The organism is Gordonia iterans, assembly GCF_002993285.1.
GTDB lineage: Bacteria > Actinomycetota > Actinomycetes > Mycobacteriales > Mycobacteriaceae > Gordonia > Gordonia iterans.
Window position 1 is genome coordinate 2,328,618 of sequence record NZ_CP027433.1, and the last position, 25,358, is coordinate 2,353,975.

Here is a 25,358-nt window from a genome sequence, read left to right on the forward strand (position 1 = left end):
CGCCCGGTCAGCTCTTGATCATGTTCCGCAGGACGTACTGCAGAATGCCGCCGTTGCGGTAGTAGTCGGCCTCACCGGGGGTGTCGATCCGGACCTTGGCGTCGAACTCGATCACCCGGCCGTCTTCCTTGGTGGCCGTGACCTTGAGGGTCTCCGGCGTCACGCCCTCGTTGAGCTGCTCCAGGCCGGTGATGTCGAACACCTCGGTGCCGTCCAGACCCAGAGTCTTGGCGGACTCGCCCTCCGGGAACTGCAGCGGCACGACGCCCATGCCGATCAGGTTCGAGCGGTGGATGCGCTCGAAGGACTCGGTGATGACGGCCTTCACGCCGAGCAGCACGGTGCCCTTGGCGGCCCAGTCGCGCGAGCTGCCCGAGCCGTACTCCTTGCCGCCCAGCACGACCAGCGGGATGCCGGCCTTCTGGTAGTTCTGCGACGCGTCGTAGATGAAGCTCTGCGGGCCGCCCTCCTGGGTGAAGTCGCGGGTGTACCCGCCGGACACACCGTCGAGCAGCTGGTTCTGCAGGCGGATGTTGGCGAAAGTGCCGCGGATCATCACCTCGTGGTTGCCGCGACGGCTGCCCAGCGAGTTGTAGTCCTTGCGGGCCACACCGTGGCTGTCCAGGTACTGCGCGGCGGGGGTGCCGGGCTTGATCGGGCCGGCCGGGCTGATGTGGTCGGTGGTGACCGAATCGCCGAGCAGCGCGAGCACGCGGGCGCCCTTGATGTCCGAGACGGGCTCGGGCTCCATCTTCATGCCGTCGAAGTACGGCGCCTTGCGGACGTAGGTCGAGTTCTGATCCCACGCGAAGGTGTCGCCGTCCGGGGTGTCCAGACCCTGCCAGCGCTCGTCGCCGTCGAACACCGTGGCGTACGACTTGCTGAACATGTCGGCGTTGATGGCCGACTTGATGGTGTCGTCGATCTCCTGGGCCGACGGCCAGATGTCCTTCAGGAAGACGTCGTTGCCCTCCGGGTCCTGACCCAGCGGCTCGGTCTCGAAGTCGAAGTCCATCGTGCCGGCCAGCGCGTAGGCGATCACCAGCGGCGGGCTCGCCAGGTAGTTCATCTTGACGTCGGGGGAGATGCGTCCCTCGAAGTTGCGGTTGCCCGAGAGCACGGCGGTGACGGTCAGGTCGTGCTCGTTGACGGCCTTGCTGATCTCGTCGGGCAGCGGACCGGTGTTGCCGATGCAGGTGGTGCAGCCGTAACCGCCCAGGTAGAAGCCGAGCTTCTCCAGGTACGGCCACAGGCCGGCCTTCTCGTAGTAGTCCGAGACCACCTGCGACCCCGGCGCCATGTTGGTCTTGACCCAGGGCTTGCTGGTCAGACCCTTCTCCACCGCGTTGCGGGCCAGCAGGCCGGCGCCGAGCATGACCGACGGGTTCGACGTGTTGGTGCACGAGGTGATGCCCGCGACCGCGACGGCGCCGTGGTCGAGGATGAACTCACCGCGCTCGCCCGAGACGGGGACCGGCTTGCTCGGGCGCCCCTCGGCGCCGTTGGCGGCCGACTGCACGTTCACCGCACCGTCGTCGGCGAAGGAGAGCGCCGCCGGATCGGACGCCGGGAACGACTCCTCGACGGCCTCGTCGAGCTGGGTGTGCTCGGCGGGCATGTTCTCTTCGACGTAGTTGTGGATGTCCTTGCGGAAGGCGACCTTGGACTCCGAGAGCAGGATGCGGTCCTGCGGGCGCTTCGGACCGGCGATCGACGGGACGACGGTCGACAGATCGAGCTCCAGGTACTCCGAGTACTGAGCCTCGTTCTCGGTGTCGTGCCACATGCCCTGCTCCTTGGCGTACGCCTCGACGAGAGCGAGCTGCTCGTCGCTGCGGCCGGTCAGGCGCAGGTAGTTGATGGTCTCCTCGTCGAGCGGGAAGATCGCGCAGGTCGAACCGAACTCGGGGCTCATGTTGCCCAGCGTGGCGCGGTTGGCCAGCGGCACCTCGGCCACGCCGGCACCGTAGAACTCCACGAACTTGCCGACCACGCCGTGCTGGCGGAGCATGTCGGTCACGGTGAGCACCACGTCGGTCGCGGTGACGCCCGGCTGGATCTCACCGGTCAGCTTGAAGCCGACCACGCGCGGGATCAGCATGGAGACCGGCTGGCCGAGCATGGCCGCCTCGGCTTCGATGCCGCCGACTCCCCAGCCCAGGATTCCCAGGCCGTTCTCCATCGTGGTGTGCGAGTCCGTGCCGACACAGGTGTCGGGGTAGGCCTGCCCGTTGCGGGTCATCACCACGCGCGCGAGGTGCTCGATGTTCACCTGGTGCACGATGCCCATGCCCGGCGGGACGACCTTGAAGTCGTCGAACGCGCCCTGGCCCCAGCGGAGGAACTGGTAGCGCTCGCCGTTGCGCTGGTACTCCAGCTCCACGTTGCGCTCGAAGGCATCGGCGGTGCCGAACACGTCCAGGATCACCGAGTGGTCGATGACCATCTCGGCGGGGGAGAGCGGGTTCACCTTGTTCGGATCGCCGCCCAGCGCGGCGACGGCCTCGCGCATGGTGGCCAGGTCGACCACGCAGGGCACACCGGTGAAGTCCTGCATCAGGACGCGGGCCGGGGTGAACTGGATCTCGATGCTCGGCTCGGCGTTCGGGTCCCAGTTCGCCAGGGCGTTGATGTGCTCGGTGGTGATGTTCGCGCCGTCCTCGGTGCGCAGCAGGTTCTCGGCGAGAACCTTCAGTGCGTACGGCAGCTTCTCGGTGCCGGGAACGGCGGAGAGGCGGAAGATCTCATAAGAGTTGTCGCCCACCTCCAGGGTGCCGCGGGCGCCAAACGAATCCTTGCTCAACGTGTGCTCCACTCTCATCGTGCGTGACCGCCGACGGGCTGCGCCGGCGGGGGAATTCCGAGCGGCCCCGAACGGGCTGGGGCTCGCGACCGCTGCGCGTCCATGATAGCAGTACGCGCGTACTGGTTTCGACTAACGGTGCGGCTCGGCGCGGTGAACTGTCGTCGGCCGGGGTGCGCGGGCCGGCCGCCGTGCTCCCAGTAAGGTGAGCGCGACGACCCCAGCGGGTTTCCGTCAGACCCAGACCTTCAGGAGCACGCATGACCCCGGGCCCGGCCACCTTCACCATCGCGAAGCCTGCCGACACCACCGAACAGTGGTCCGACCTGGATCTCGACGCCATCGTGGCCCAGCTGAAGGCGACCGGGGTCTACGCACCGGCCGACCAGTCGCCCGCCCTGGAGCAGGTGGTGGCCAAGGCCGAGTCCAACGGACACGAACTCCATCTGGTGGTCCTGGACAAGACGTATACGCCCTTCACCGTGTTCCGGGACATCGCGACCGAACTGCAGACCCAGGTGGGCGGCACCGTGATCGTGTTCGGCGGCACCGGCACCGGCACCTCCTCCAGCGAGTTCAGCCGCGTCGAGCTCGAAGACGGAACCTCCGAGGTCACCGCCGGCACCGCGCCCGCGATCGCCGCGGAGCAGATCTACGACCGCGCCACCGCACCGCATGTGGACTGGACGCTCGTGACCATCGGGCTGATCGTCGTCGTGGTGATCGGGGCCGTCGTCGCCCGGATGACGCAACTGCGCCGCCGGCGTCCCGTTGCCGACGCCCCGGCCCCGGCAACGAACGGCCCGGCTGCGGGCCCCGCCGCCGACCCCGACGACGACGTCCGCAACGACGACGAGCGGCCGGGATCCGACGCGCGGTAGCGGCGCCGCACCCCGTCGGCCGGCGTCTTTCCGGCCTGTTACTCAACCGTTATCGACGATGGCGGGGTCACTTTGCGCTGATCAGTGCATTTCCGCAGGTAATCACCTGTGTGTAATTCATTCTTCGCGCTTTTCACGTGTGTCTCATGTGACGTACGGTTCTAAACGACACAGATGAGTCGCCCGGGGTCAGGCGAGTCCTAAGGGAACGATGCGCCGTGGGTGACCCATGGGGAGAGCTAGGGAGTACGTCGGTTGAAGCGAGCAACGAACAGCGCACGCACGGCGCTGCGCGGCAGCGCCGCGGGGGCCGCCCTCCTCGTCGGAGTGCTGACCGCCGGAACCGCCGCCGCGGACCCCGGTAAAGACGCATCCCCGGTCGCGAGTCTGGTGAACCAGATCGCCACCGTCGACCAGAACCTCGCGAACCTGACCACCCAGGTGGCGGCGAAGAAGGAGAACGTCAACAAGGCCCTGGTCGACTTCCAGAACGCGGTCGCCGCCCAGGGGCTGGCCGCCGCGGCCGACGACTCCGCGCAAGCCTCCCTGCGGGCGACCAAGAAGAAGGTCGCCGCCGCGCAGAAGGAGTTCGACGCGTTTCTGCGCACCTTCAACCGGCAGGGCAACAATCTCGGATCGATGACCGACTACGTGTCGTCGTCCGATCCCGACAAGGTCCTGGAGAAGGCCACCGGCGCCGAGCAGTTCGCCCGGCATCAGCGCAACGTGATCCGCAACCTCCAGCACCAGCGGAACCAGCAGGCGAACCGGGCGGCCGCGACCAAGGTGGCCCGCAAGCAGACGGCCGCCGCGGCCAAGGGCGCCGAGAAGCGGCGGGACGCCGCCGTGTCGGCGGTCACCGAAGCCCGTAAGGCCGTCAGCGAAGAACGCGGCAAGCGCTCGTCGCTTCTGCACCAGCGCACCGCGCTGGTGCAGAAGCTGGAGAAGCTCAAGGGCGGCAAGAACAAGGTGGCCGCCGCACCACCCGGCCTCAGCGACGTGCTCGGCGCGTTGCCGAACACCCCGGCCGAGAGCGATCCTGCCGTCGAGGCGGCCGCCGCCGTCGCCAAACTCGCCGTCGACGTCGGACAGCAGCTCCTCGCCGGTCTGATCGGCGAGCAGCAGATCCCGCACTCGGAACTGCTCGACGAACTCGGCCTCGGCGGTCAGTCGCTCAACGGCAGCACCGGCGACTCCGGCAGCCTCATCAACCGGCTGGGCTCGCTGCTCGGCGGTGGCGGCGAACAGGTGCGTCCGGGACTGCGCGGCCCGCAGGCGATCGAACTGGTCATCAACCGTGCCAAGTCACAGCTGGGCGTGCCCTACGCGTGGGGCGGCGGCAACGGCAACGGCCCCACCCTCGGCATCCGCGACGGCGGCGTCGCCGACGCCCACGGCGACTACAACAAGGTCGGCTTCGACTGCTCCGGACTGATGGTCTACGCCTTCGCCGGCGTCGGCATCGACCTGCCCAAGTACTCCGGCTACCAGTTCACCTCCGGACCGCAGTTCCCGATCTCGGAGATGAAGCGCGGCGACATGCTCTTCTGGGGCCCGGGCGGCAGCCAGCACGTCGCGCTCTACCTCGGCGACGGCACCATGATCGAGGCCCCGCAGTCCGGCGACGTCGTCAAGATCTCGCCGGTGATGGCGGGCGCGCTGCCGCAGGTCGTGCGCCTGCTCTGATCTCGCGGGCCGGCGCCGGCCGAGCCCCGAGCGTCCCGATCGGCGCTCCCGGTAGGCTGTCGGCAGCATGAACGACGCGGAGCCTGCGCGCTCCATCGCCCCACCTGAGGAGTCCCGGTTTGAGTTCACCCGCCGCCGAGAACGCGCTCACCCCCGAGGACGTCAAACTCCTCGAGCGAGCGATGTACGAAGTCAAGCGCGTCATCGTGGGCCAGGACCAGCTGGTCGAGCGCATCCTCGCGGGCCTCCTCGCACGCGGTCACATCCTTCTCGAAGGCGTGCCCGGCGTCGCCAAGACTCTTGCGGTCGAGACCTTTGCCACGGTCGTCGGAGGCAGCTTCTCGCGCGTCCAGTTCACCCCCGACCTGGTCCCCACCGACCTCATCGGCACGCGCATCTACCGGCAGGGCCGGGAGGAGTTCGACACCGAGCTGGGCCCGGTCGTCGCCAACTTCCTGCTCGCCGACGAGATCAACCGCGCACCGGCCAAGGTGCAGTCGGCCCTCCTCGAGGTGATGGCCGAGCGGCACGTCTCCATCGGCGGTGTCACCTACCCGATGCCCAACCCGTTCCTGGTGATGGCCACCCAGAACCCGATCGAGAACGAGGGCGTCTACCCGCTGCCGGAGGCGCAGCGCGACCGCTTCCTGTTCAAGGTGCTCGTCGACTACCCGTCGGTGGAGGAGGAGCGCGAGATCGTGTACCGGATGGGCATCGAGCCCCCCACCGCGTCGCAGATCCTCGATCCGGCGACCACCATCCGCCTTCAGAAGGTCGCGGCGAACGTGTTCGTGCACCACGCCCTGGTCGACTACGTCGTCCGGGTGATCAACGCGACCCGCCGTCCCGCCGACCTGGGCTTGACCGACGTGCAGACCTGGCTCTCGTACGGCGCATCGCCGCGCGCCACCCTGGGCATCGTGGCCGCCGCTCGCGCCCTCGCGGTGATCCGCGGCCGCGACTACGTGATCCCGCAGGACATCGTCGAGATCATTCCAGACGTGCTGCGCCATCGCCTGGTGCTGAGTTACGACGCTCTCGCCGACGAGGTGACCCCGGATCAGATCATCACCCGGATTCTGCAGACCGTGGGTCTGCCACAGGTCAGCGCCGCCCCGGCCCAGCAGCCGCACGCGCCGGGCAACGCGCCGATGCCGGCTCAGCAGCGCGCGGCCGTGCAGCCGGACGGTCATGTCGGCCAATAGCGATCTCCCGGCGCTGCGCGGCGGGCGGCTCGACGACCCGCAGCTCACCGCCGCGCTCAACAGCCTCGAACTGACGGTCCGCCGGAAGCTCGACGGCGTCTTGCAGGGTTCGCATCTCGGCTTGATCCCGGGTCCGGGGTCCGAACCGGGGGAGGCCAGGCCCTACCAGCCGGGCGACGACATCCGGCGGATGGAGTGGTCGGTCACCGCCCGGACCACGCAGCCGCACGTCCGGCAGATGATCGCCGACCGCGAACTGGAGACGTGGTTCGTGATGGACGCCTCGGCCAGTCTGGACTTCGGTTCCGGCGAACACAGCAAACGCGATCTCGCGGTGGCGGCAGCCGCGGCGATCGTCCATCTCACGTCCGGCGGCGGCAACCGCCACGGCGCGGTGATCGTCACCGGCGACTCGGTGACCAGGATCCCCGCCCGGGCGGGCCGGGCGCATGCGCGGAACCTGCTGAAGGCTCTGGCCACCACCCACCGGGCCGAAACCGGTGTGCGCGGCGATCTGAACGCGGGTCTGGAAGCGCTGCGGCGCCCGCAGCGCCGGCGTGGCATGGCGGTGGTGATCAGCGACTTCCTCGGGCCCCTGGACTGGTCCCGCTCGCTGCGCGCCATCGGCGCGCATCACGAGCTCCTGGGCGTGGAGGTGCTCGACCCGCTCGACGTCGAACTGCCCGACGTCGGACCGGTGACGCTGGCCGACGCCGAGTCCGGCGAGATCGTGGAGATCGACGTGACCCCGCGGGTGCGCGCCGACTTCGCCGCGGCGGCCGCCGCCCATCGCGCCGAGGTGCAGAGCACCTTCCGCGGTTCGGCGGGCGCCCTGATGACCCTGCGCACCGACCGCGACTGGATCGCCGACACGGTGCGCTTCGTGGGCCGGCGCCGTCGTGCGGCGGGGGTACGCTGATGGGACGCTGGTTCGGGCACCCCTGGTGGCTCCTGGCGAGCCTGCTCGTCGCCGGATTTGTCGCGGCTTATGTCCTCGAGATGCGCCGCCGCAAGGCCCGCGCCCTCCGGTTCGCGAACCTCGACGTCCTGCGCAGCGTCACGCCGGCCAAGCAGGACCGCTTCCGGCATGTGCCCTTCGCGTTCCTGGCCGTCGGCCTGCTCCTGTTGACCATCGCGATGGCCGGCCCGCTCGCCGAGCGCAACGTGCCCCGCGACCGGGCGACGGTCATGCTCGTCGTCGACGTCTCCAACTCGATGAAGGCCACCGACGTCGCGCCCTCCCGACTGGAGGCCGCCCAGGCTGCCGGCAAGCGGTTCGCCGACGAGCTGACACCCGGCATCAACCTCGGTCTGGTGTCGTTCGCCGGCACCGCCTCGACGCTGGTGTCGCCGACACCGGACCACAACGCGACCAAGAACGCCCTCGGCAAGCTCAAGCTGGCCGACAAGACGGCGACCGGCGAAGGCATCTTCGCGGCACTGGACCAGATCCAGACCCTCAACTCCGCGCTCGGCGGCGACGATCACGCCCCGCCCGCGCACATCGTCCTGCTGTCGGACGGCAAGCAGACTGTGCCGGAGAGCCCGGACGATCCGCGCGGTGGGTTCACTGCGGCCCGCAAGGCCAAAGAGGAGCAGATCCCGGTCTCCACCATCTCGTTCGGCACCATGCACGGCACCGTCGAACTCGAAGGCCCGGGCGGCCAAGTGGAGCGGGTACCGGTGCCGGTCGACGACGAGTCGCTGCGCCAGATCGCCAATCTCGCCGGCGGCGAGTTCTACACCGCCTCGAGCCTCGACGAACTGAACCGGGTCTACGAGACCCTGCAACGCCAGATCGGTTTCGAGCGGGAACGCGGGGACAATTCGCGGCCCTGGCTCATCGCCGGAACCATGGTGGTGCTGGCCGCGCTGCTGGCCGCCCTCCTCCTCAATCGCCGACTTCCGTGAGATAGGTTAAGCAACCATGTCAGACAAGAATGCAGACTTCACCCCGCGCTCGGTCCTCGTCACCGGAGGCAACCGCGGCATCGGCCTGGCGGTGGCACAGCGCCTCGCCGCCGACGGCCACAAGGTCGCGGTGACCCATCGCGGCTCGGGCGCTCCCGAAGGTCTGTTCGGCGTCCAGTGCGACGTGACCGACACCGAATCGGTCGATGCCGCGTTCACGACCGTCGCCGAGCACCAGGGACCGGTGGAGGTGGTCGTGGCCAACGCCGGGATCACCGAGGACACGCTCCTCATGCGCATGGGTGTCGACAGCTTCGAGCGCGTCGTCGACGCCAACCTGACCGGGGCCTTCCGGGTCACCAAGGCCGCCACTCGCGACATGCTGCGCAAGCGCTGGGGCCGCTTCATCTACCTCGGCTCGGTGGTGGGCCTGATGGGCACCCCGGGACAGGCCAACTACGCTGCGTCCAAGGCCGGCGTGATCGGCCTGGCCCGATCGGTCAGCCGTGAGCTCGGCGCCCGCAACATCACGGCGAACGTCGTGGCGCCCGGTTTGATCGACACCGACATGACCCGCTCGCTGCCCGAGGAGTACACCAAGACCGCGGTGGACCAGGCCATCCCCGCCAAGCGGATGGGCCGGCCCGAGGAGGTCGCGGCCGTCGTCAGCTTCCTCGCCTCGGACGATTCGGCGTACGTGACGGGCAACGTCATCAACGTCGACGGCGGCCTGGGTATGGGCCACTGACCGTTCCCGACCGGGCGATCTCGCCCTCGACACCCCTCTTCGACTTCAAGGAGCTACCACAGTGAGCGGAATCCTCGCGGGCAAGACCGTCCTGGTCACCGGCATCATCACCGACGCATCCATCGCCTTCGCCACCGCGGCACAGGCTCAGGAAGCCGGCGCCACGGTGATCATCACCGGCATCCCCGAGCGGTTGCGGCTGATCAATCGCATCGCCAAGCGCCTGCCGCAGGAAGTCCCCGACGCGATCCCGCTCGACGTGACCGACGAAGAGAGCCTCGGCGCGCTCGCCGACCGCGTCCGCGAACTGGCACCCGAGGGCGTCGACGGTGTGGTGCACTCGATCGCCTTCGCCCCGCGCACCCTGATGGGGCCCGACGCGCTGCCGTTCCTGGAAGGGCCCGGTCCCGACGTCGCGAAGGCCTTCGAGATCTCCGCGTGGAGTTACGCGTCGCTGGCCCGCGCGGTGCTGCCGGTGATGAACGAGGGCGGCTCGATCGTGGGCATGGACTTCGACCCGCGCACCGCCGTGCCGGACTACAACTGGATGGGCGTGGCCAAGGCCGCCCTGGAGTCGGTGAACCGGTACGTCGCTCGCGAGGTCGGCTACGCCAAGAAGATCCGCTCCAACCTGGTGGCCGCGGGCCCGATCAAGACGCTGGCGGCCAAGGCGATCTCGGGCACCGCGACCGACGATGCCAAGAAGCTGAACATGCTCAACGAGTACTGGGACGGCGCCTCGCCCATCGGCTGGAACGTCGACGATCCCACCCCCGTCGGCAAGAGCGTCGTCGCGCTGCTCTCTGATTGGCTGCCGGCCACCACCGCCTCGATCGTCTACGTCGACGGCGGCGCCAGCCACAACACCTGGTTTCCCGAGAACATGCTGAGCTGACGTGCGGCAGGCTGATCTCCCGGACGCCGTCGCCGGTCGAGCCCCGGCATCGCTCAACGAGTCGGGGAGGAGCGCAGCGACGAACCGTGCCGACACGACGACAGGCCGGTTCACCGCACTGCTGTTCCTCTCCTTCGGCGGCCCCGACGGTCCCGAGGACGTCCGACCCTTCCTGGAGAACGTCACCCGGGGCCGCGGCGTTCCCCCGGAGCGGCTCGACGAGGTGGTCGAACACTATCTGCACTTCGGCGGAGTGTCACCGATCAACCGGCTCAATCTGGACATGATCGCCGCGCTCGCCGCCGAACTGCGCAGCCGCGGAATCGAACTGCCGATCTACTTCGGTAACCGAAACTGGACGCCGTACGTCGCCGATGCGGTCTCGGAGATCGTGGCCGACGGACACTCCCGCGCCCTCGTCTTCCCGACGTCCGCATGGGGTGGGTACTCGGGCTGTCGCCAATACCACGAGGACGTCGCGCGTGCGCTGGACGAGACCGGTCGGCGCGACGATCTGCTGCTGCGCAAGCTCCCGCAGTACTGGTCCGAGCCGGGGTTCACCGCCGCGGCCGCGGCCACGGTACGACGGGCGCAGGCGGAGTTGGGGGCGGGGCCGCCCGCTCGGCTGGTGTTCACCGCGCACTCCATTCCGCTTGCGGCCGACCGGACCGCCGGTCCTCCCGAAGCCGGCGGCCACCTGTACTCGCGGCAGGTGCGCGATGCCGCGGCCCGGGTCGCCGCCGAGCTCGGCGTCGGCGAGTACGACGTCGTGTGGCAGTCGCGCTCGGGCCCGCCCCACGTTCCGTGGCTCGAGCCCGACATCTGCGACCACCTGGAAGCACTCGCCGCGCAGGGTGTCGGCCGCGTCGTCGTGTGCCCGATCGGCTTCGTCTCCGACCACCTCGAGGTGATCTGGGACCTGGACTCCGAGGCCCGCGATCGCGCCGCCGAACTCGGGCTGGCGTACGCGCGCGCCGGCACCGTCGGCACCGATCCGGCGTTCATCTCGATGGCGGCCGATCTGGTTGAGCGGTACGCCGACGGGGAAGGCGACTGCGATGTTCTCGGCTGCGGCGACAACGGCTCGCTCTGCCGTACCGGTTGCTGCGCGCTTCCGGCCCGGCCCACGCGCTGAGATTCAGCGGATCCGCTCGGTCCGGGCCTAAGCGTCAGCGGATTCGCGCGTCACGCGCACCGATCCGCTGACGCGGCGTCACGGCTCTCGGCGGAAGTCGCGGAGCAGGGTGTTGACGGCGGCGGCGCGAGCCCTGCGAGTGAGCGCCGCCAGCCGCCGGAGTTGAGCGTCCGCCGACGCGACCTGCTCGGCCGAGACGCCGAGACTGCCGCCGGCCCCGAGTCCCGTCGAAGCGACCAGGCTGATGATCGCGTCGATCTGCCCGGCGGTGGCGAGCATCCGGTCCACCCGCTGCCGCTCGTGCGGGGGCAGGTCCAGACCGAGCGCCCGGGTACGGGCGGCGAGCGCATCGCGGAGGTCGGCCGGTCCGGACGTGCGCGGGCCGGACAGGCCGGCGATCACCGTGGCCGCCTCGGCGACGGCCTCGCGCAGCTCGTATTCGAGCTCGCCGGCGGTCTGGTCGGCGCCGATCGCCTCGATGTCCACCGAGTCGTCCAGCGCGCGGACCGTCCACCGGCAGCGCTCAGCCGTTCCTCGCGCTGTCATCGCTAGCCGCTCTCCGGCCTCCGGGGCCAACAAGAGCACTTCGCGGGCGGCGAGAACATCGTCGTTCAGCACTCGAGGAGGCAGGCCCTGGGCATCTCCCGGTGCGGGGAGCACGACGGCGCAGGCCGTGGCGCGCCCGACCAGCTTCAGCAGGTCCAGCACGGAGTCGCTCGACACGATCCCGGTGCCCGGCGCAGCGTCGACTTCATGCGCCTGGGCGTAGTCGTGCAGGGTGTGCACCGCGTCGTCCGGTGCGACGACACCGGCCCGCCACGCGGTCGCCCACAGGGCGAGCGCAGACGCCGGCCAGGCGCGCAGCAGGGCCCGAGGTGGTGATGTCGACATGGCCACACCACGATACGCGGAGCGTCGCCCGGCGTGAACACCTCCGCATGGCCTACCCTGAGCACCCGTGACGAATGATCGCTACGGACGTGACGTTCTTTCCCAGCCCCGTCGAGCCAAACCGAAGGCGCCCGAGGTGGCTGGGGAGCCCGGCTTGGTGGTCGAGGACGCGGGCACCGGATTCTGTGGCGCCGTGGTCGGGTGGGAGAAGACCTACGCCGCGGACATGGTCCGGCTCGAGGACCGCCACGGGCGCACGCGCGTCTTCCACGCCTATCCCGCGGCCTTCTTGATCGACGGCGCCCCGGTGACGCTGGTCCGGCCCCGCGGACGCGGCCCCAACGCACCCCAGACCATCCAGACCGCGTCCGGATCCCGAGCACTCCCGAAACAGCGTGCGCGGACCGCGCGAGCGAGCCGGATCTTCGTCGAAGGCGTCCACGACGCGACTCTGCTGGAACGCGTGTGGGGCGACGACCTGCGCGCCGAGGGCGTCGTCGTGATGAGCCTGGACGGCCTGGACAACCTCGACGACGCGCTCGCCGACTTCCAGCCGGCACCGCATCGTCGGGCTGGAGTCCTGGTGGATCACCTGGTGTCCGGTTCCAAGGAGGAGAAGCTGACCACCGGCGTCGGGCCTGACGTGCTGGTGTGCGGTCATCCCTACGTGGACGTGTGGCAGGCGGTCAAGCCCGCGGCCGTGGGCATCGAGGCCTGGCCGGTGATACCGATGGGCACCGACTGGAAGACCGGCATCTGCGATGCGCTCGGCTGGGGAACCCCGCAGGACGGCTGGCGCCGGGTGCTGAACGCGGTGTCCAGCTTCCGTGAGCTCGAAGTGCCGTTGATCCGCAGCGTCGAGGAACTGATCGACTTCGTCACCGAACCGCCGGAGTAGCTCCGGTCGGGTCCGCGACCGAGCGTCCTGGCTGGTGGAGGTCGGGGTGCCGACGCGCCTCGTCAGCTGTGCCCGAGGAGCCAGCCGATTCCGGCGGCGGCGCACGCCCAGAGGACTGACGCGAAGGTGCCGAGGATGAACTGCTCGCTCGCATGGTGCTCACGCAACTGGGGGAAACGGGCCAGTCCTTTGACGCCGAGGATCACGGCGATTCCGGCGGGCCACGCCAAGAGCAGGCTGACCGCGATGCCGGTGCGCTCCATGAGGCCGATCACCCGGCCGCCTCGCAGCGGGGGATCGAGGGCGGGGTCGTCGTAGTTGTCGTCACGCGTCGGGATGCCGCCGGCGGCCAGGACCGCGCGCACCGCGTAGCCGCCGGTCGTCGCCGCGGCGACCACGGCCAGGACCCGGCCCGCGACGAGTGCCGGGCCGTCGAAGCCGTCCGACACAGCAGCCGCGACGGCCGCCGCTCCCAGCAGTGCCGTCAGAGCGGCCGACATGACGAGGTCGAAGCGGATCAGGTCGGCGTCCGAGCGATCCGGGTCCTTCACCAGCCGGGCCCGCACCGGAACTCCGGCGAGCGCATACGCGACGGCGAGGGCCATCAGCACTGTCGCGATCATCGTCATTCCTCCTGCCCGCCGTCCGGCCGAACGTCGCTGTGCCGCAGCAGCACGACGACGAGGTCCTCGGTGTCACGTTGCAGGTCCCACCGCGCCGAGCGCAGCCGCAGCGAGATCGCCTGCGGAGTGATGCCCAACTGTTCCGCGGCCTGCGCCTGGGTGAGCCCGGAGGCGACCAGTTCGACCGCTTCCCGGCCCGCTTCGGTGCGTCCGGTCTCCAGATCCACCAGGAGGCAGGCGGCGGTCTGTGCCGGGCGGCACCACGATGACGACCCACGCACCTGCAGCGGCACCCGCTGCCCCTTCGCCGATTCGACCGCCGCCCGGGCCGCTTCGAATGCGCGGCCACGTCCGGCGCGTGTCTGGCGGGGGAGCGGCAGGTCGACGTCGTCGACGCCGACGCCCACCGACCAGTGGCCGGAGGCCGCCAGATCGACCGCGACTCGGGCCAGCGCGGCCGGATCGTCGAACACCGCCTCTACCTCGTCGCCGGCCGTGCGCTCGAAGGCCCGCACGACCGGCGCGCCCCGGTAACGGTCGAGCAGGTCGGGAACGCGGTCGGCATCGCTGCGGCTCGCGCGCTGGTCTGCGGTCAGCACGAACATGCCGTCACCTCCATCAAGTCTCTATGCTTGATATTCTCAAATCAAGTATCCATGCTTGATATCTCATAATCAAGCCTTTGCACTTGATTCTCCCACCGGTAGTCGGGAGTCGACGATCAGGCCGACCACGCCGAGCGAGAACAAGGCGGCCGACACCACGATCATCACCGGCGACGCCTCGCCCGCCAGCGCATCGCCGAGGAACACCACCGCGGCGGTACCCGGCGCCGTACCCACGACGCTCGCCACGAAATACGGCATCGGCCGCACCGACGAGAGACCGGACGCGTAGTTCACCACGGCGAAGGGCACCACCGGGATCAGCCGCAACGAGCCGACTGCGAGCCAGCCCCGTCGCTCCAGGCGCTCTTCGACGGCCCGGAACCCCGGCTTGTCCAGGTGCCGCTCCACCCGGGCACGCCCGAGCCGGCGCGCCAACACGAACGCCACCGTCGCGGCGACCGCGGCCACCGCCATCGAACCGGTGAAACCGACCACCGGTCCGAACAACGCGCCGGCCGTCACCGTGAACGCCGTCCGCGGAATCGGTCCGACGATCGCAATCGTGTTCACCGCGAAGAACACGCAGGCGAACCACGGGCCGAGCGCATCGGACCACTCCCGCGCCCGCTCCACCGACGGCAGCGGCACCAGGTAGGCGCCGACGAGCACCGCTACGACCGCGGCCAGTCCGGCCAGCGCACGCCAGAGCGGCCGCCGGGCAGGCGACGACGGCGCCGGGCCGACGGCGCCGGAGACCAGGTCTACCGGCTCGTCCACCACCCGGGACCGATTGGAACGACGCACCCAGCAAGCTTAGGCCGCCCACAACGCTGATCCACGCCGCACGTCCCGGTGTCACGGGTCACAACGCCATCGCGAAATGTCACACTGCTCATCCGTTACTGTGCATCCAGGCCCAGCGACCACGGAGGACTACGGCAGCGATGACGGCAGACGGCAACCTACACACCCGCGACCAGCTCGACGACGACTACGAGCGCTGGTCCGCCGCCGCCGCCGCGGTCCTCGCCAAGGGGCGGCGCGTCGAGCCGGCAGATCTGCCCGGCGCACCCGACGTGCTCCTGTCGAGCGAGACACGGGACGACGTCGTCGTACGCCCCCTGTATACCCGTCGAGACGAGACGCCCGAGCGCGGACTGCCCGGCAGTTTCCCCTTCGTGCGCGGCGCCGACGCAGCCCGCGATGTAGTTCAGGGCTGGCGGGTCACCGAGCGCTTCGGCGATCTGGCCGGTCAGTCGCCCGCCGGGGTCAACGAGACCGTCCTGGACGCTGCGGGCAGCGGCGCGAGCGGCATCTGGCTGAAGGTCGGCGCCGCGGTGCCGGTCGGTGAGCTCGGCGCAGCGCTCGCCGGGGTCTACCTCGACCTCATGCCGGTCACCCTGGACGCGGGCTCCGACGGCATCGCCGCCGCCCGGGAGTTCTTGCGACTGCTCGACGACGCTCCGGCCGCTCCCGAACAGGCGCCGTCGCTGCTGAGCACCACGCACAGCCTCGGCCTCTCTCCGTACACGGCGGCCTATTCGGGCCGCGCCACCGTGCCCGCCGACGAGGCGACCGCTCTGGCCGCGACGTGTCCCGGACGGGTCCGTACCTTCCGCGTCGACGGCACCGACTTCGCCCAGTCCGGCGCGACCAACGTCCAGGAGCTCGGCCTGCTGGTGGCGGCCGCGGTAGCTCACGTCCGCGACCTGGTCGCTGCCGGCCTCGCGCCGGGCGACGCGCTGCGTCAGATCTCCTTCGCGGTCGCGGTCGGCGACGACCAGTTCGCCTCCATCGCCAAGCTCCGCGCCCTGCGCCTGATGTGGGCGCGCGTCGCCCAGGTTCTGGACGCCCCCGGCGACGGCGCGGCCCTGACGCACGCCGTCACCGACCTGTCGATGCTCACCCAACGCGATCCGTGGGTGAACATGCTGCGCACCACGGTGGCCGCGTTCGGCGCCGGTGTCGGCGGCGCCGATCAGGTGACCGTGCTCGGGTACGACGCCGCCCTGCCCCAGGACTCCCGCTCGTCGAGCCCGACCTTCTCCGCGCGCATCGCCCGCAACACGCAGCTGCTGCTCCTCGAGGAGTCGAACATCGGCCGTGTCCTCGATCCGGCGGGCGGATCCTGGTATGTCGAACAGCTCACCGGCGACCTCGCCGCCGCCGGGTGGAAGGTGTTCACCGACGTCGAGACTCACGGCGGCTACACCGACGCCCTGGACCAGGGAGCGATCGCCCGCTGGATCGACGAGGCGCTCGCCGCGCGCGATGCGGCCGTCGCCCATCGAAGCGCACCCGTCACCGGTGTCTCGGAGTTCCCGAACCTGGGGGAGGCCGCCGTCGGCTCCGCGCTCGCCGGCGCGAACGACCTGCCGACCGCTACCGGGAAGCTCGCCCGCGTCGCCCGCCGGTTCGAAGAACTGCGCGACCGGGCAGATGCCCAGTCGGTCCGGCCGAGCATCCTGCTACTGCCCCTGGGCAGCGTCGCCGAGCACAACGGGCGGACGACCTTCGTCAGCAACCTGCTGGCCGCCGGCGGCATCGAGGCGGTCAACCCCGGTCCGGTGACCGTCGAGGCGCTCGTCGGGTTGGCGGCCGATGCCTTACGACAAGCGCAAGGGCCGGAGACGGTGGCCGTCCTGTGCGGAACCAAGGCGCGCTACGCCGACGACGGTCCCGCAGTGCTCGCGGCCGCCCGCGCCGCCGGAATCTCGCGCATCCTGCTCGCCGGACCGACGAAAGAGTGGCCCGACGGCGATGACTCGCCCGACGGCTCGCTGCAAGCAGGCATCGACGCCGTCGCCACCCTGACCGAGCTGCTGGACGTTCTCACCGCGTCGAAGGAGGGCTGAGAAGCCATGAGCGAGAACACCATTCCCAACTTCTCCGACGTCGACCTGAACTTGGACGCGCTCGCCGAGACGCCCACTCCCGAGGAGGCGGCCGGTCTCGTCGAGACACTGTCGACCACGCACGGCTACACCCCGGAGCAAACCGTTTGGCATACGCCCGAGCAGATCGACGTCGCACCCGTCTACACTCGCGCCGACCGCGACCAGGACGCGGCGCAGAGCGGCTACCCGCTCGACTCGATTCCGGGCGAAGCCCCGTTCATCCGCGGGCCGTATCCCACGATGTACGTCAATCAGCCGTGGACCATTCGTCAGTACGCCGGCTTCTCCACCGCCGCGGAGTCCAACGCCTTCTACCGCCGCAACCTCGCCGCCGGACAGAAGGGCCTGTCTGTGGCTTTCGACCTGGCGACCCACCGCGGCTACGACTCCGATCACCCTCGCGTGGCCGGCGACGTCGGCATGGCCGGGGTGGCCATCGACTCGATCCTGGACATGCGCCAGCTGTTCGACGGCATCGACCTGGGCAGTGTCTCGGTGTCGATGACGATGAACGGCGCGGTGCTCCCGATCCTCGCCCTCTATGTGGTGGCGGCCGAGGAGCAGGGTGTGCCGCCGGAGAAGCTCGCCGGGACCATCCAGAACGACATCCTCAAAGAGTTCATGGTCCGCAACACCTACATCTATCCGCCAGCGCCGTCGATGCGGATCATCTCCGACATCTTCGCGTACACCAGTCAGAAGATGCCGAAGTTCAACTCGATCTCGATCTCCGGCTACCACATCCAGGAGGCGGGTGCGACCGCCGATCTGGAGCTCGCCTACACGCTCGCCGACGGGGTCGAGTACATCCGTGCCGGACTCGAAGCGGGCCTGGACATCGACAAGTTCGCGCCGCGGCTCTCGTTCTTCTGGGGCATCGGGATGAACTTCTTCATGGAGGTCGCCAAGCTCCGCGCCGCGCGTCTGCTGTGGAGCGAGCTGGTCGCGAAGTTCGAGCCGAAGTCGGCCAAGAGCCTCTCGCTCCGCACCCACTCGCAGACCTCGGGCTGGTCGCTGACGGCACAGGACGTCTTCAACAATGTCGCCCGCACCTGTGTGGAGGCGATGGCCGCGACCCAGGGGCACACCCAGTCGCTGCACACCAACGCGCTCGACGAGGCGATCGCGCTGCCCACCGACTTCTCCGCGCGCATCGCACGCAACACCCAGCTGCTGTTGCAGCAGGAGTCGGGCACCACGCGGCCGATCGATCCGTGGGCGGGGTCGAACTACGTCGAGTGGCTCACCGCGCACCTCGCGGACAAGGCCCGGGCCCACATCGCCGAGGTGGAAGCGGCGGGTGGTATGACCCAGGCCATCAACGAGGGCCTGCCGAAGCTCCGGATCGAAGAGGCGGCCGCCCGCACCCAGGCACGCATCGACTCCGGCCAGCAGCCGCTGATCGGTGTCAACAAGTATCGCGTCGACGAGGACGAGGAGATCGAGGTCCTCAAGGTCGACAACTCCAAGGTGCGCGCCGAACAGTTGGAGAAGCTCACTCGTCTGCGCGCCGAACGGGACTCGGCGGCCGTCGAGGCGGCGCTGGCCGACCTGACTCGTGCGGCGGGCGAGTCGGGCGGTTCGGATCTGTCGAACAATCTCATGGCGCTGGCCATTGAGGCCGCGCGCCACGGCGCCACCGGCGGCGAGATCTCCGACGCGATGGAGAAGGTCTTTGGCCGTCATCAGGCAGAGATCCGCACCATCAGCGGCGTCTACCGGCACGAAGTGGGAGAAGACGTGAGCAACGTGGATCGGGCGATCGCCGTCGTCGATGCCTTCGCAGAAGCGGAGGGCCGTCGGCCGCGCGTGCTGGTCGCCAAGATGGGACAGGACGGGCACGACCGCGGCCAGAAGGTGATCGCGACCGCGTTCGCCGACCTCGGCTTCGACGTCGACGTGGGCCCGCTGTTCGCCACGCCCGAAGAGGTGGCCGCGCAGGCCGCCGACAACGACGTCCACGTCGTCGGCGTGTCGTCGCTGGCCGCCGGTCACCTCACTCTGGTGCCGGCGCTGAAGAAGGCGCTCACCGACGTCGGACGCGAGGACGTGATGATCGTGGTCGGCGGGGTGATCCCGCCGGGCGACTTCGATGAGCTCTACCAGGCCGGGGCCACCGCGATCTACCCGCCGGGCACGGTGATCGCCGATGCGGCGGTGGAGCTGATCGGCAAGCTCGCCGGAGAGCTGGAACTCGATCTGGTCCTGCCGGACGCGGGCTGACGCGGGAGATGGCACGACGCACGATCGACGTCGGGGCACTCGCCGACGGGGTCCGGTCCGGCGATCGCTCGACACTGGCCCGCGCCATCACCCTGGTCGAGTCGACGCGGCCCGACCATCGCGCGAAGGCGCAGGAGCTGCTCCTCGAACTGACGCCGGATTCGGGCAACTCGTTCCGGGTCGGCATCACCGGTGTGCCCGGCGTCGGCAAGTCGACGACCATCGAGGCGCTCGGCATGCATCTGATCGATCTCGGGCATCGCGTGGCGGTGCTCGCCGTCGATCCTTCGTCCACGCGTACCGGCGGTTCGATCCTCGGCGACAAGACCCGCATGGGGAAGCTCTCCGCCGCACCGGAAGCCTATGTGCGGCCGTCCCCGACGTCGGGCACGCTCGGCGGCGTCACCAAAGCGACCCGCGAGACCATCGTCCTGGTCGAGGCCGCCGGATACGACGTCGTATTGGTCGAGACCGTCGGCGTCGGCCAGTCAGAGGTGAGCGTCGCCGGCATGGTCGACACCTTCAGCTTCCTGACGCTGGCCCGTACCGGAGACGCACTGCAGGGCATCAAGAAGGGAGTGCTGGAGCTCGCCGAGATCGTCGTCGTGAACAAAGCCGACGGCAAGCACCTCAACGAGGCGCGCGCCGCAGCCCGCGAACTCCGCAACGCGCTGGGCCTGATCTATCCGCACGACGCCCTGTGGACGCCCCCGGTGCTCACCATGAGCGCGCTGGAGAACACCGGCGTCGACGAGTACTGGCAGGCGATCGTCAAGCATCGGGACGTACTCACCGAAGCGGGGGAGTTCGAACGACGACGGGCCCGCCAGCAGGTGAACTGGACCTGGCAGATGGTCCAAGAGACGATCCTCTCGCGCCTCGAATCCGACCCGGAAGTCCGCCGGGTCCGTACGGATGCCGAGCGCGCCATCCTCGACGGCACACTCACTCCGGCGCTGGCGGCCGAGCAGATCGTCGCCGCCGCCGGCGGGTGAATCTACTGACGGCGCATGCGCAGTCTCCTCGATGACCGGCGAGCCCACCGCGTCTCCCTTGATGACCGGCGACTCCCTCGATGATTGAGCGAGCGCAGCGAGTCGAAATCACTTCTCCCTGCGATCCAGGGGAGCGACGTACCATCGAAGAGGTGAGCAACGTCGAAGCCCACCCGATCGAAGTCGACTGCGGCCCCGGTCCCGACGAAGGCATCGAGGTAGTCGCCCCCCGAGAGGTGCCCCTGGGCGGACCGCGGGCCATGCTGGTCCGCCGGACCCTGCCGACCCGCGACCGCTCGATGGTCGGTGCCTGGTGCTTCGCCGATCACTACGGGCCGGACGACGTCTCCGCAACCGGCCCTTCGACTCCGCTCAGGACCAGTGGCATGCGCGTCCTCCCTCACCCACACACCGGTCTGCAGACTGTGAGCTGGCTCTTCGAGGGCGAGATCGAGCACACCGACAGTGCAGGCGTACACGCCATGGTCCGGCCGGGAGAGCTGAACCTGATGTCGGCCGGCGCTGGAATCAGTCATTCGGAGGTGTCCACACCCCAGACCCGGCGCCTGCACGGAATGCAGTTGTGGGTCGCCCTCCCCGAGTCCGCTCGGCATGGCTCCCAAGGATTCCAGTTCCATGCGCCCGCACCCGTTCATATTGCCGGCGGGTCGGTCCGGGTGTTCATCGGCGAACTGGCCGGCGACGCCTCGCCGGTCGAGACCGCTACGCCGCTGCTCGGCGCCGAACTGACAGTGGCGCCGAACTCCGAAGTGGTGCTCGATGTCGATCCGACCTTCGAACACGGTCTGATCCTGGACTTCGAGCAGGCGAGCCTCGACGGTGTGCGCCTCGGCCGTGGCGATCTGGGGTACGCCGGTCCGGGAAGAGACCGTCTGACCGTGACGAACCCGACCGACTCCGAGGCACGGGCGGTCCTGCTCGGCGGCGAACCGTTCGCCGAAGATCTCATCATGTGGTGGAACTTCGTCGCCCGCACGCACGACGAGATCGTCGAGTACCGCGAGCAATGGGAGGCCCGCTCGGCGCGCTTCGGCACCGTGGCCGGCTGGACGGACCGAGACCGGATTCCCGCGCCGCCGCTGCCCAATAGCCGACTCACCCCGCGCCGTCGTCGGCACTGACGAGGCCCTCGATGATCGAGGGAGCGCCGCCCTTTGAGGAACCTCACGAACCACGAGTCGAAATCACCTCCTCTGATGCTTGAGCGAGCACCCTCCTCCGATGATTGACCGAGCACCCTTCTCCGATGATTGAGCGAGCGCAGCGAGTCGAAATCCCGCCTCACCCGAGAAGCAGACGCCGATTCTGTCGTAGCCCCGTCGTAGAGTGATGTCAGACACACAACGAGAACCCGGATATCTGGTTCTAACAGCGGGAACAGCACTTCGGGGGAGGTGAACATCGTGACCGTCAACGGCATCTCGTACAACGACGACGCCCGCAGCGGGCCCAGCACCGCACGTCTCGACACCGCTGGTTTCGACCCCGACACGCTGATCACCGGACTGTCGCCCGCAGAACTGCTGGCGGTACAGACCGCCGCCGAGAAGCGCTTGAGCGCCGAGGCAACCGCACTGTTGGCCGCCGAGTCCGACGACGCGCTGTTGGGGCTGCTCGACACCCGTGAACAGACCCACCGCCGCGCCGAAGTGTTCGACGCCGCCCTCTACATCGAAATCTCCGACCGTGGCGTGTACCGGCGCGCCGGACACATCTCGACCCACCAGCTCTACGCCCACGGGGTGCGTCTCGGGGTGGGTGAGGCCCGCCGCCGCCGGGTCACAGCCGAAGGCATCGGCGCCATGAGCGCCCTGACCGGTGAACGCCTCGAACCCCACCTCGCAGCGACCGCGTCGGCGGTGGCCGACGGTGAGGCCGGCGGCGCCCACGTCGCCGCCGTGGCCGAGATCATGGACAAACTCCCCTCGGCGGTCACTCACGATCAGCGCGTCAAAGCCGAAGCCATGCTCGCTGATGCGGCGCGCCGTCTGGACCCGGCCGCGGTCACCGTGGTGGGCAACCGGATCCTGGCCTGGCTCGACCCCGACGGCACCCTGGCCGACGACCACGACCGCCAGCGCCGCCGCACCTTCAACCTGCAGCCGCAGAACCGGCAACTGATGAGCAAAGTCCGCGCCCTGCTCACCCCCGTCCTGCGCGCCAAACTCGAAGTGATCTTGCATCAGTGGGCCACCACGGGGATGAACAACCCCGACGACCCCGACTCCCCACGCGGGGCCGCCGACCAACCCGGCCTCGACCCCGCCGTCCTGGCGGCCGCCGCCGAACGGGATACACGGACCTTGGGGCAGCGTCAGCACGACGCCCTCGAAGCGTTGTGCGACTGGGCCCTCGCGCTGGCCGGGCCACCCGCACCCACCCAGATTCCCTCGCAAGTGGTGGTCACCGTGACCGATGAGGATTTGGCGCGGCAGGCCGGGATCGGCTGGACCGCCACCGGCACCCGCATCCCGGTGTCGGATCTGGTGCAGTTCGCCGCCGACACCATCCCGTATCTGGCGGTGTTCTCCCAAGCCACCGGACAAGTGCTCTATTTGGGGCGGGCGAGCCGGTTCGCCACCGCGGCGCAACGGTTGGCGTTGTTCGCCCGCGACCGCGGTTGCACCGCCCCGGGCTGCACCGTCCCGTTCATCCGCACCCAAGCCCACCATATGCCCGACTGGACCGACGGTGGTATCACCGATATCGACCGTCTGGGTGGGGCGTGCGGCCGGCACAACCGGATGAACGGTAAGACTGCCGGGCATTGGGAGTCGACGGTCCTGACCTTCGGTCCCGACGCCGGACGCGTCGGGTGGCGGCCCGTCGGGCGCAGCCTCCGGTGGCAGAGCAACATCATGTTCCACCCCGAACGCCTCGCACCCGAACCCGCCCGTGTCCCAGCAGCAGGTGAACCGCCGTCCGACACCGGACCACCCGGCAACATACGAATGCCCGACGTCAGCGCATTGCGTGAAGTGATCGCTTCACCGCACGCGGCCGGGCCACCGAGCGAACACCGGACTGCCCGTCCATTCCGGATCGTGCACGGACACTGGGTCGCCTGACACCCGGTCGCCAGTGCTGCTCGGCCACAGTCACGACGGCCGGCTAAACGACACCCGATCAAAGCTCGGGTAGTGCCGTCGCTGCGGCATGCGCGATAGGCTCGACTCTGGACGCATCAGCCTGACGACCCTGGGGGGAATCTTGAGCAAGAACCAGACCCACTACTACGACGCACCGCTCGTGCGGAACATGTCCACTGCCGGCGTGATCCTCGGCATCGGCTCGATCGCCTTCTGCTGGATCCCGATCATCGCACCGTTCGCCGGCCTGATCGCAATCATCCTCGGCTTCATCGGCCGCGAGAAGGTGGTTCGCGCCGGGCGGACCGACTACCTGAACGCTTCGCACGCGGCGGTCATCACCGGCATCATCGGACTGATCATCGGCGTGGTCTTCTTGGCGCTCAGCTTCGGGTTCGGTCCGGGCACCCACACCTAGACCCCCGTTCTGCGAAAAATCCCGCCGTCCATTCGGACGGCGGGATCTTTCGTCGTCGAGCCCGATCGATCAACTCGGGACGCTATCGGCGCCGCACAGGTTCACCTCGACGATGGTGCCGGTGAGCTGGTTGCGAGTGGAGAGTCGCATGAGCACTCCTAGTTCTCAGGTTCGTCGTGCTTGTTGCTGCCGCCCAGTTCGCTGAGGAGACTCGCGACGTCGATTCCGGTGGTGCCGCGGATCATTTCCAGACTGCTGACCAGTCCCGCGCCCGCACTCTTGGTGAGCGGGTCGACGCCGTCGCCGACGAGCGTGATGTTGGCTTCGCTCAGCGGTTCAGCGCCGGCGCGCACGATCTCGGGCAGCTTGCCGAGCACCAGCTCAAGCTGACCCACCGAGTCGAGCTTGCCCAGTGCCTCGGCACGCTTCTCCAGCGCCTCGGCCTCGGCCTCACCGGTAATCCGGATGCCCTCGGCGCGGGCCGCCGCCTCCGCGACGATCTCGGCCTTGCGAGCCTCGGCGCGCTGCTGCGCGGCGTACAGTTCGGCCTCGGCCGGACGGCGGACCTCCGCGTCGAGTTGCGTGTCGCGCAGACGCGCGGCCTGCTCGGCCACCTCGTTGTCCTTCTCCACCTGGATGCGGCGGCGCTCGGCCTCGACCAGCGGGCGGACGGCGTCCGCTTCAGCCGCAGCACGATCGGTCGCCTGGCGGGCGGCCTCGCGTTCGATGTCGAGCTCACGCTGCTGCTCGATGATGGCCTGCTCGTTGTGGATCCGGCTCTGCTCGGCCACCCGGTGCGCCTCCGCACGCGACTGCGCGGCGATGGCAGCCTGGTCCGAACGCTCCTTGGCGGCCAGGTCGCTGAAGTACTGGCCGTCGGAATCCTGGACGTCGTTGATCGAGAAGCTGTCCAGAAGCAGACCCTGGTTGGCCAGGATCTCCTTGATCGACTGTGCGACCTGATCGACCAGCGCCTGGCGGTCGACCAGTATGCTCTTTGCCGTCATGGTGCCGACGATCGACCGGAGCTCACCGGAAAGCTGTTCGGTGACAAGGGCTTTCACGCGGTTGAGGTCGTCTCCGAAACGCGGACCGGCTTTCAGGATTGCTTCCGGATCGTCGCCCACCTTCACCACAGCGACACCGCGGACCTTCAGTTCGATGCCGTCGTTGGCAGGAGTCGACGTGTCCAGGTCCGCCTTGATCGACGACAGCTGCACGCGGGTCGCGCGCTGGACGACGGGCAGCACGAACGTGCCGGTGCCGCGGTACACCTTGCCCTGGTGTCCCTTGCCGGTACCGGTCACGATGAAGGCCTCCTCGGCCCCCGGAACCCGATAGCGAGACAACAGCAGCAGTACCAGCAGGACCAGCAGAACGACGACGATGATCACGGGGATCAGGATCGTTTCCATTTCAGGGGTGTTCCTT

At 69.2% G+C, this 25,358-nt stretch carries 21 protein-coding genes; 15 read left to right on the top strand and 6 right to left on the bottom strand.

The features are described from left to right. Window positions 1–7: 7 nt before the first annotated feature. A complete protein-coding gene (gene acnA / locus C6V83_RS10680; RefSeq protein WP_199832490.1) occupies window positions 8–2,821 on the bottom strand; it encodes an aconitate hydratase AcnA in 2,814 nt (937 codons plus the stop codon). A 242-nt stretch (window positions 2,822–3,063) separates the two neighbouring features. Between acnA and C6V83_RS10685 the strand changes: the two genes are divergently transcribed. The 8 genes from C6V83_RS10685 to C6V83_RS10720 all read left to right on the top strand — a co-directional run bounded on the left by C6V83_RS10685 (window position 3,064) and on the right by C6V83_RS10720 (window position 11,264). Continuing rightward, a complete protein-coding gene (locus C6V83_RS10685) occupies window positions 3,064–3,684 on the top strand; it encodes an Rv1476 family membrane protein (protein WP_105942383.1) in 621 nt (206 codons plus the stop codon). A 255-nt stretch (window positions 3,685–3,939) separates the two neighbouring features. Next, window positions 3,940–5,370 carry an NlpC/P60 family protein gene (locus tag C6V83_RS10690; protein WP_105942384.1) on the top strand — a complete coding sequence of 477 codons (1,431 nt, stop codon included), beginning with the start codon at window positions 3,940–3,942 and terminating at the stop codon, window positions 5,368–5,370. A gap of 119 nt (window positions 5,371–5,489) precedes the next feature. After that, window positions 5,490–6,575, top strand: a complete 1,086-nt coding sequence (locus tag C6V83_RS10695; RefSeq protein ID WP_234353683.1) for an AAA family ATPase — start codon at window positions 5,490–5,492, stop codon at window positions 6,573–6,575. Further along, window positions 6,562–7,494 carry a DUF58 domain-containing protein gene (locus C6V83_RS10700; protein WP_105942385.1) on the top strand — a complete coding sequence of 311 codons (933 nt, stop codon included), beginning with the start codon at window positions 6,562–6,564 and terminating at the stop codon, window positions 7,492–7,494. Before C6V83_RS10695 ends, C6V83_RS10700 begins: the two co-directional genes overlap by 14 nt. Then, complete coding sequence (locus C6V83_RS10705; protein ID WP_105942386.1) at window positions 7,494–8,486, top strand: VWA domain-containing protein; 993 nt, start codon at window positions 7,494–7,496, stop codon at window positions 8,484–8,486. The genes C6V83_RS10700 and C6V83_RS10705 overlap by 1 nt, the downstream gene beginning before the upstream one ends. 16 nt (window positions 8,487–8,502) lie before the next feature. Continuing rightward, complete coding sequence (gene fabG1, locus C6V83_RS10710) at window positions 8,503–9,234, top strand: 3-oxoacyl-ACP reductase FabG1 (RefSeq protein ID WP_105942387.1); 732 nt, start codon at window positions 8,503–8,505, stop codon at window positions 9,232–9,234. A 61-nt stretch (window positions 9,235–9,295) separates the two neighbouring features. Continuing rightward, window positions 9,296–10,129 (top strand): NADH-dependent enoyl-ACP reductase InhA, encoded by an 834-nt coding sequence (inhA, locus tag C6V83_RS10715; protein WP_105942388.1) that lies wholly within the window; start codon window positions 9,296–9,298, stop codon window positions 10,127–10,129. 118 nt (window positions 10,130–10,247) lie between these two features. Continuing rightward, window positions 10,248–11,264, top strand: a complete 1,017-nt coding sequence (locus C6V83_RS10720; protein WP_234353991.1) for a ferrochelatase — start codon at window positions 10,248–10,250, stop codon at window positions 11,262–11,264. A 78-nt stretch (window positions 11,265–11,342) separates the two neighbouring features. Here the strand turns inward: C6V83_RS10720 and C6V83_RS10725 are convergent, their stop codons facing one another. Then, window positions 11,343–12,155 carry a serine/threonine protein kinase gene (locus C6V83_RS10725; protein ID WP_105942390.1) on the bottom strand — a complete coding sequence of 271 codons (813 nt, stop codon included), beginning with the start codon at window positions 12,153–12,155 and terminating at the stop codon, window positions 11,343–11,345. Window positions 12,156–12,222: 67 nt separating this feature from the next. On the opposite strand from C6V83_RS10725, the gene C6V83_RS10730 reads away from it, so the two are divergent. After that, window positions 12,223–13,053 carry a DUF3097 domain-containing protein gene (locus C6V83_RS10730; RefSeq protein WP_105942391.1) on the top strand — a complete coding sequence of 277 codons (831 nt, stop codon included), beginning with the start codon at window positions 12,223–12,225 and terminating at the stop codon, window positions 13,051–13,053. A 62-nt stretch (window positions 13,054–13,115) separates the two neighbouring features. Here C6V83_RS10730 and C6V83_RS10735 read toward each other — a convergent pair whose 3' ends face one another. The 3 genes from C6V83_RS10735 to C6V83_RS10745 form a co-directional block, all read right to left on the bottom strand. Continuing rightward, complete coding sequence (locus C6V83_RS10735) at window positions 13,116–13,676, bottom strand: hypothetical protein (RefSeq protein WP_199832491.1); 561 nt, start codon at window positions 13,674–13,676, stop codon at window positions 13,116–13,118. A gap of 2 nt (window positions 13,677–13,678) precedes the next feature. Continuing rightward, window positions 13,679–14,281, bottom strand: a complete 603-nt coding sequence (locus C6V83_RS10740) for a hypothetical protein (RefSeq protein WP_105942393.1) — start codon at window positions 14,279–14,281, stop codon at window positions 13,679–13,681. Window positions 14,282–14,350: 69 nt separating this feature from the next. Continuing rightward, window positions 14,351–15,088, bottom strand: coding sequence for a TVP38/TMEM64 family protein (locus tag C6V83_RS10745; RefSeq protein WP_234353684.1), 738 nt, complete (start codon window positions 15,086–15,088; stop codon window positions 14,351–14,353). 140 nt (window positions 15,089–15,228) lie between these two features. Between C6V83_RS10745 and C6V83_RS10750 the strand changes: the two genes are divergently transcribed. The 6 genes from C6V83_RS10750 (at window position 15,229) to C6V83_RS10775 (ending at window position 23,927) form a co-directional block, all read left to right on the top strand. After that, entirely contained in the window at window positions 15,229–17,139 is a 1,911-nt protein-coding gene (locus tag C6V83_RS10750) for a methylmalonyl-CoA mutase family protein (protein ID WP_105942394.1), read from the top strand. A 6-nt stretch (window positions 17,140–17,145) separates the two neighbouring features. Next, entirely contained in the window at window positions 17,146–19,404 is a 2,259-nt protein-coding gene (gene scpA, locus C6V83_RS10755; protein ID WP_105942395.1) for a methylmalonyl-CoA mutase, read from the top strand. An 8-nt stretch (window positions 19,405–19,412) separates the two neighbouring features. Then, entirely contained in the window at window positions 19,413–20,399 is a 987-nt protein-coding gene (meaB, locus tag C6V83_RS10760; protein ID WP_105942396.1) for a methylmalonyl Co-A mutase-associated GTPase MeaB, read from the top strand. A gap of 152 nt (window positions 20,400–20,551) precedes the next feature. Continuing rightward, entirely contained in the window at window positions 20,552–21,541 is a 990-nt protein-coding gene (locus C6V83_RS10765; protein ID WP_105942397.1) for a pirin family protein, read from the top strand. Window positions 21,542–21,823: 282 nt separating this feature from the next. Beyond that, a complete protein-coding gene (locus C6V83_RS10770; RefSeq protein WP_159067499.1) occupies window positions 21,824–23,488 on the top strand; it encodes an HNH endonuclease signature motif containing protein in 1,665 nt (554 codons plus the stop codon). 142 nt (window positions 23,489–23,630) lie between these two features. Further along, window positions 23,631–23,927: a hypothetical protein gene (locus C6V83_RS10775; RefSeq protein WP_105942399.1), complete on the top strand. Its 297-nt coding sequence runs from the start codon at window positions 23,631–23,633 to the stop codon at window positions 23,925–23,927. Between the two features lie 158 nt (window positions 23,928–24,085). Here the strand turns inward: C6V83_RS10775 and C6V83_RS10780 are convergent, their stop codons facing one another. Then, complete coding sequence (locus C6V83_RS10780; protein WP_105942400.1) at window positions 24,086–25,342, bottom strand: flotillin family protein; 1,257 nt, start codon at window positions 25,340–25,342, stop codon at window positions 24,086–24,088. Window positions 25,343–25,358: the final 16 nt, after the last annotated feature.

Bases quoted from the DNA above. Each gene is read 5' to 3' on its own strand.
- C6V83_RS10735 (WP_199832491.1), bottom strand. From the start codon at position 13,676: ATGATCGCGACAGTGCTGATGGCCCTCGCCGTCGCGTATGCGCTCGCC.
- C6V83_RS10780 (WP_105942400.1), bottom strand. From the start codon at position 25,342: ATGGAAACGATCCTGATCCCCGTGATCATCGTCGTCGTTCTGCTGGTC.
- C6V83_RS10725 (WP_105942390.1), bottom strand. From the start codon at position 12,155: ATGTCGACATCACCACCTCGGGCCCTGCTGCGCGCCTGGCCGGCGTCT.
- scpA (WP_105942395.1), top strand. From the start codon at position 17,146: ATGAGCGAGAACACCATTCCCAACTTCTCCGACGTCGACCTGAACTTG.
- C6V83_RS10740 (WP_105942393.1), bottom strand. From the start codon at position 14,281: ATGTTCGTGCTGACCGCAGACCAGCGCGCGAGCCGCAGCGATGCCGAC.
- fabG1 (WP_105942387.1), top strand. From the start codon at position 8,503: ATGTCAGACAAGAATGCAGACTTCACCCCGCGCTCGGTCCTCGTCACC.
- meaB (WP_105942396.1), top strand. From the start codon at position 19,413: ATGGCACGACGCACGATCGACGTCGGGGCACTCGCCGACGGGGTCCGG.
- acnA (WP_199832490.1), bottom strand. From the start codon at position 2,821: ATGAGAGTGGAGCACACGTTGAGCAAGGATTCGTTTGGCGCCCGCGGC.
- C6V83_RS10705 (WP_105942386.1), top strand. From the start codon at position 7,494: ATGGGACGCTGGTTCGGGCACCCCTGGTGGCTCCTGGCGAGCCTGCTC.
- C6V83_RS10750 (WP_105942394.1), top strand. From the start codon at position 15,229: ATGACGGCAGACGGCAACCTACACACCCGCGACCAGCTCGACGACGAC.
- C6V83_RS10685 (WP_105942383.1), top strand. From the start codon at position 3,064: ATGACCCCGGGCCCGGCCACCTTCACCATCGCGAAGCCTGCCGACACC.
- C6V83_RS10700 (WP_105942385.1), top strand. From the start codon at position 6,562: ATGTCGGCCAATAGCGATCTCCCGGCGCTGCGCGGCGGGCGGCTCGAC.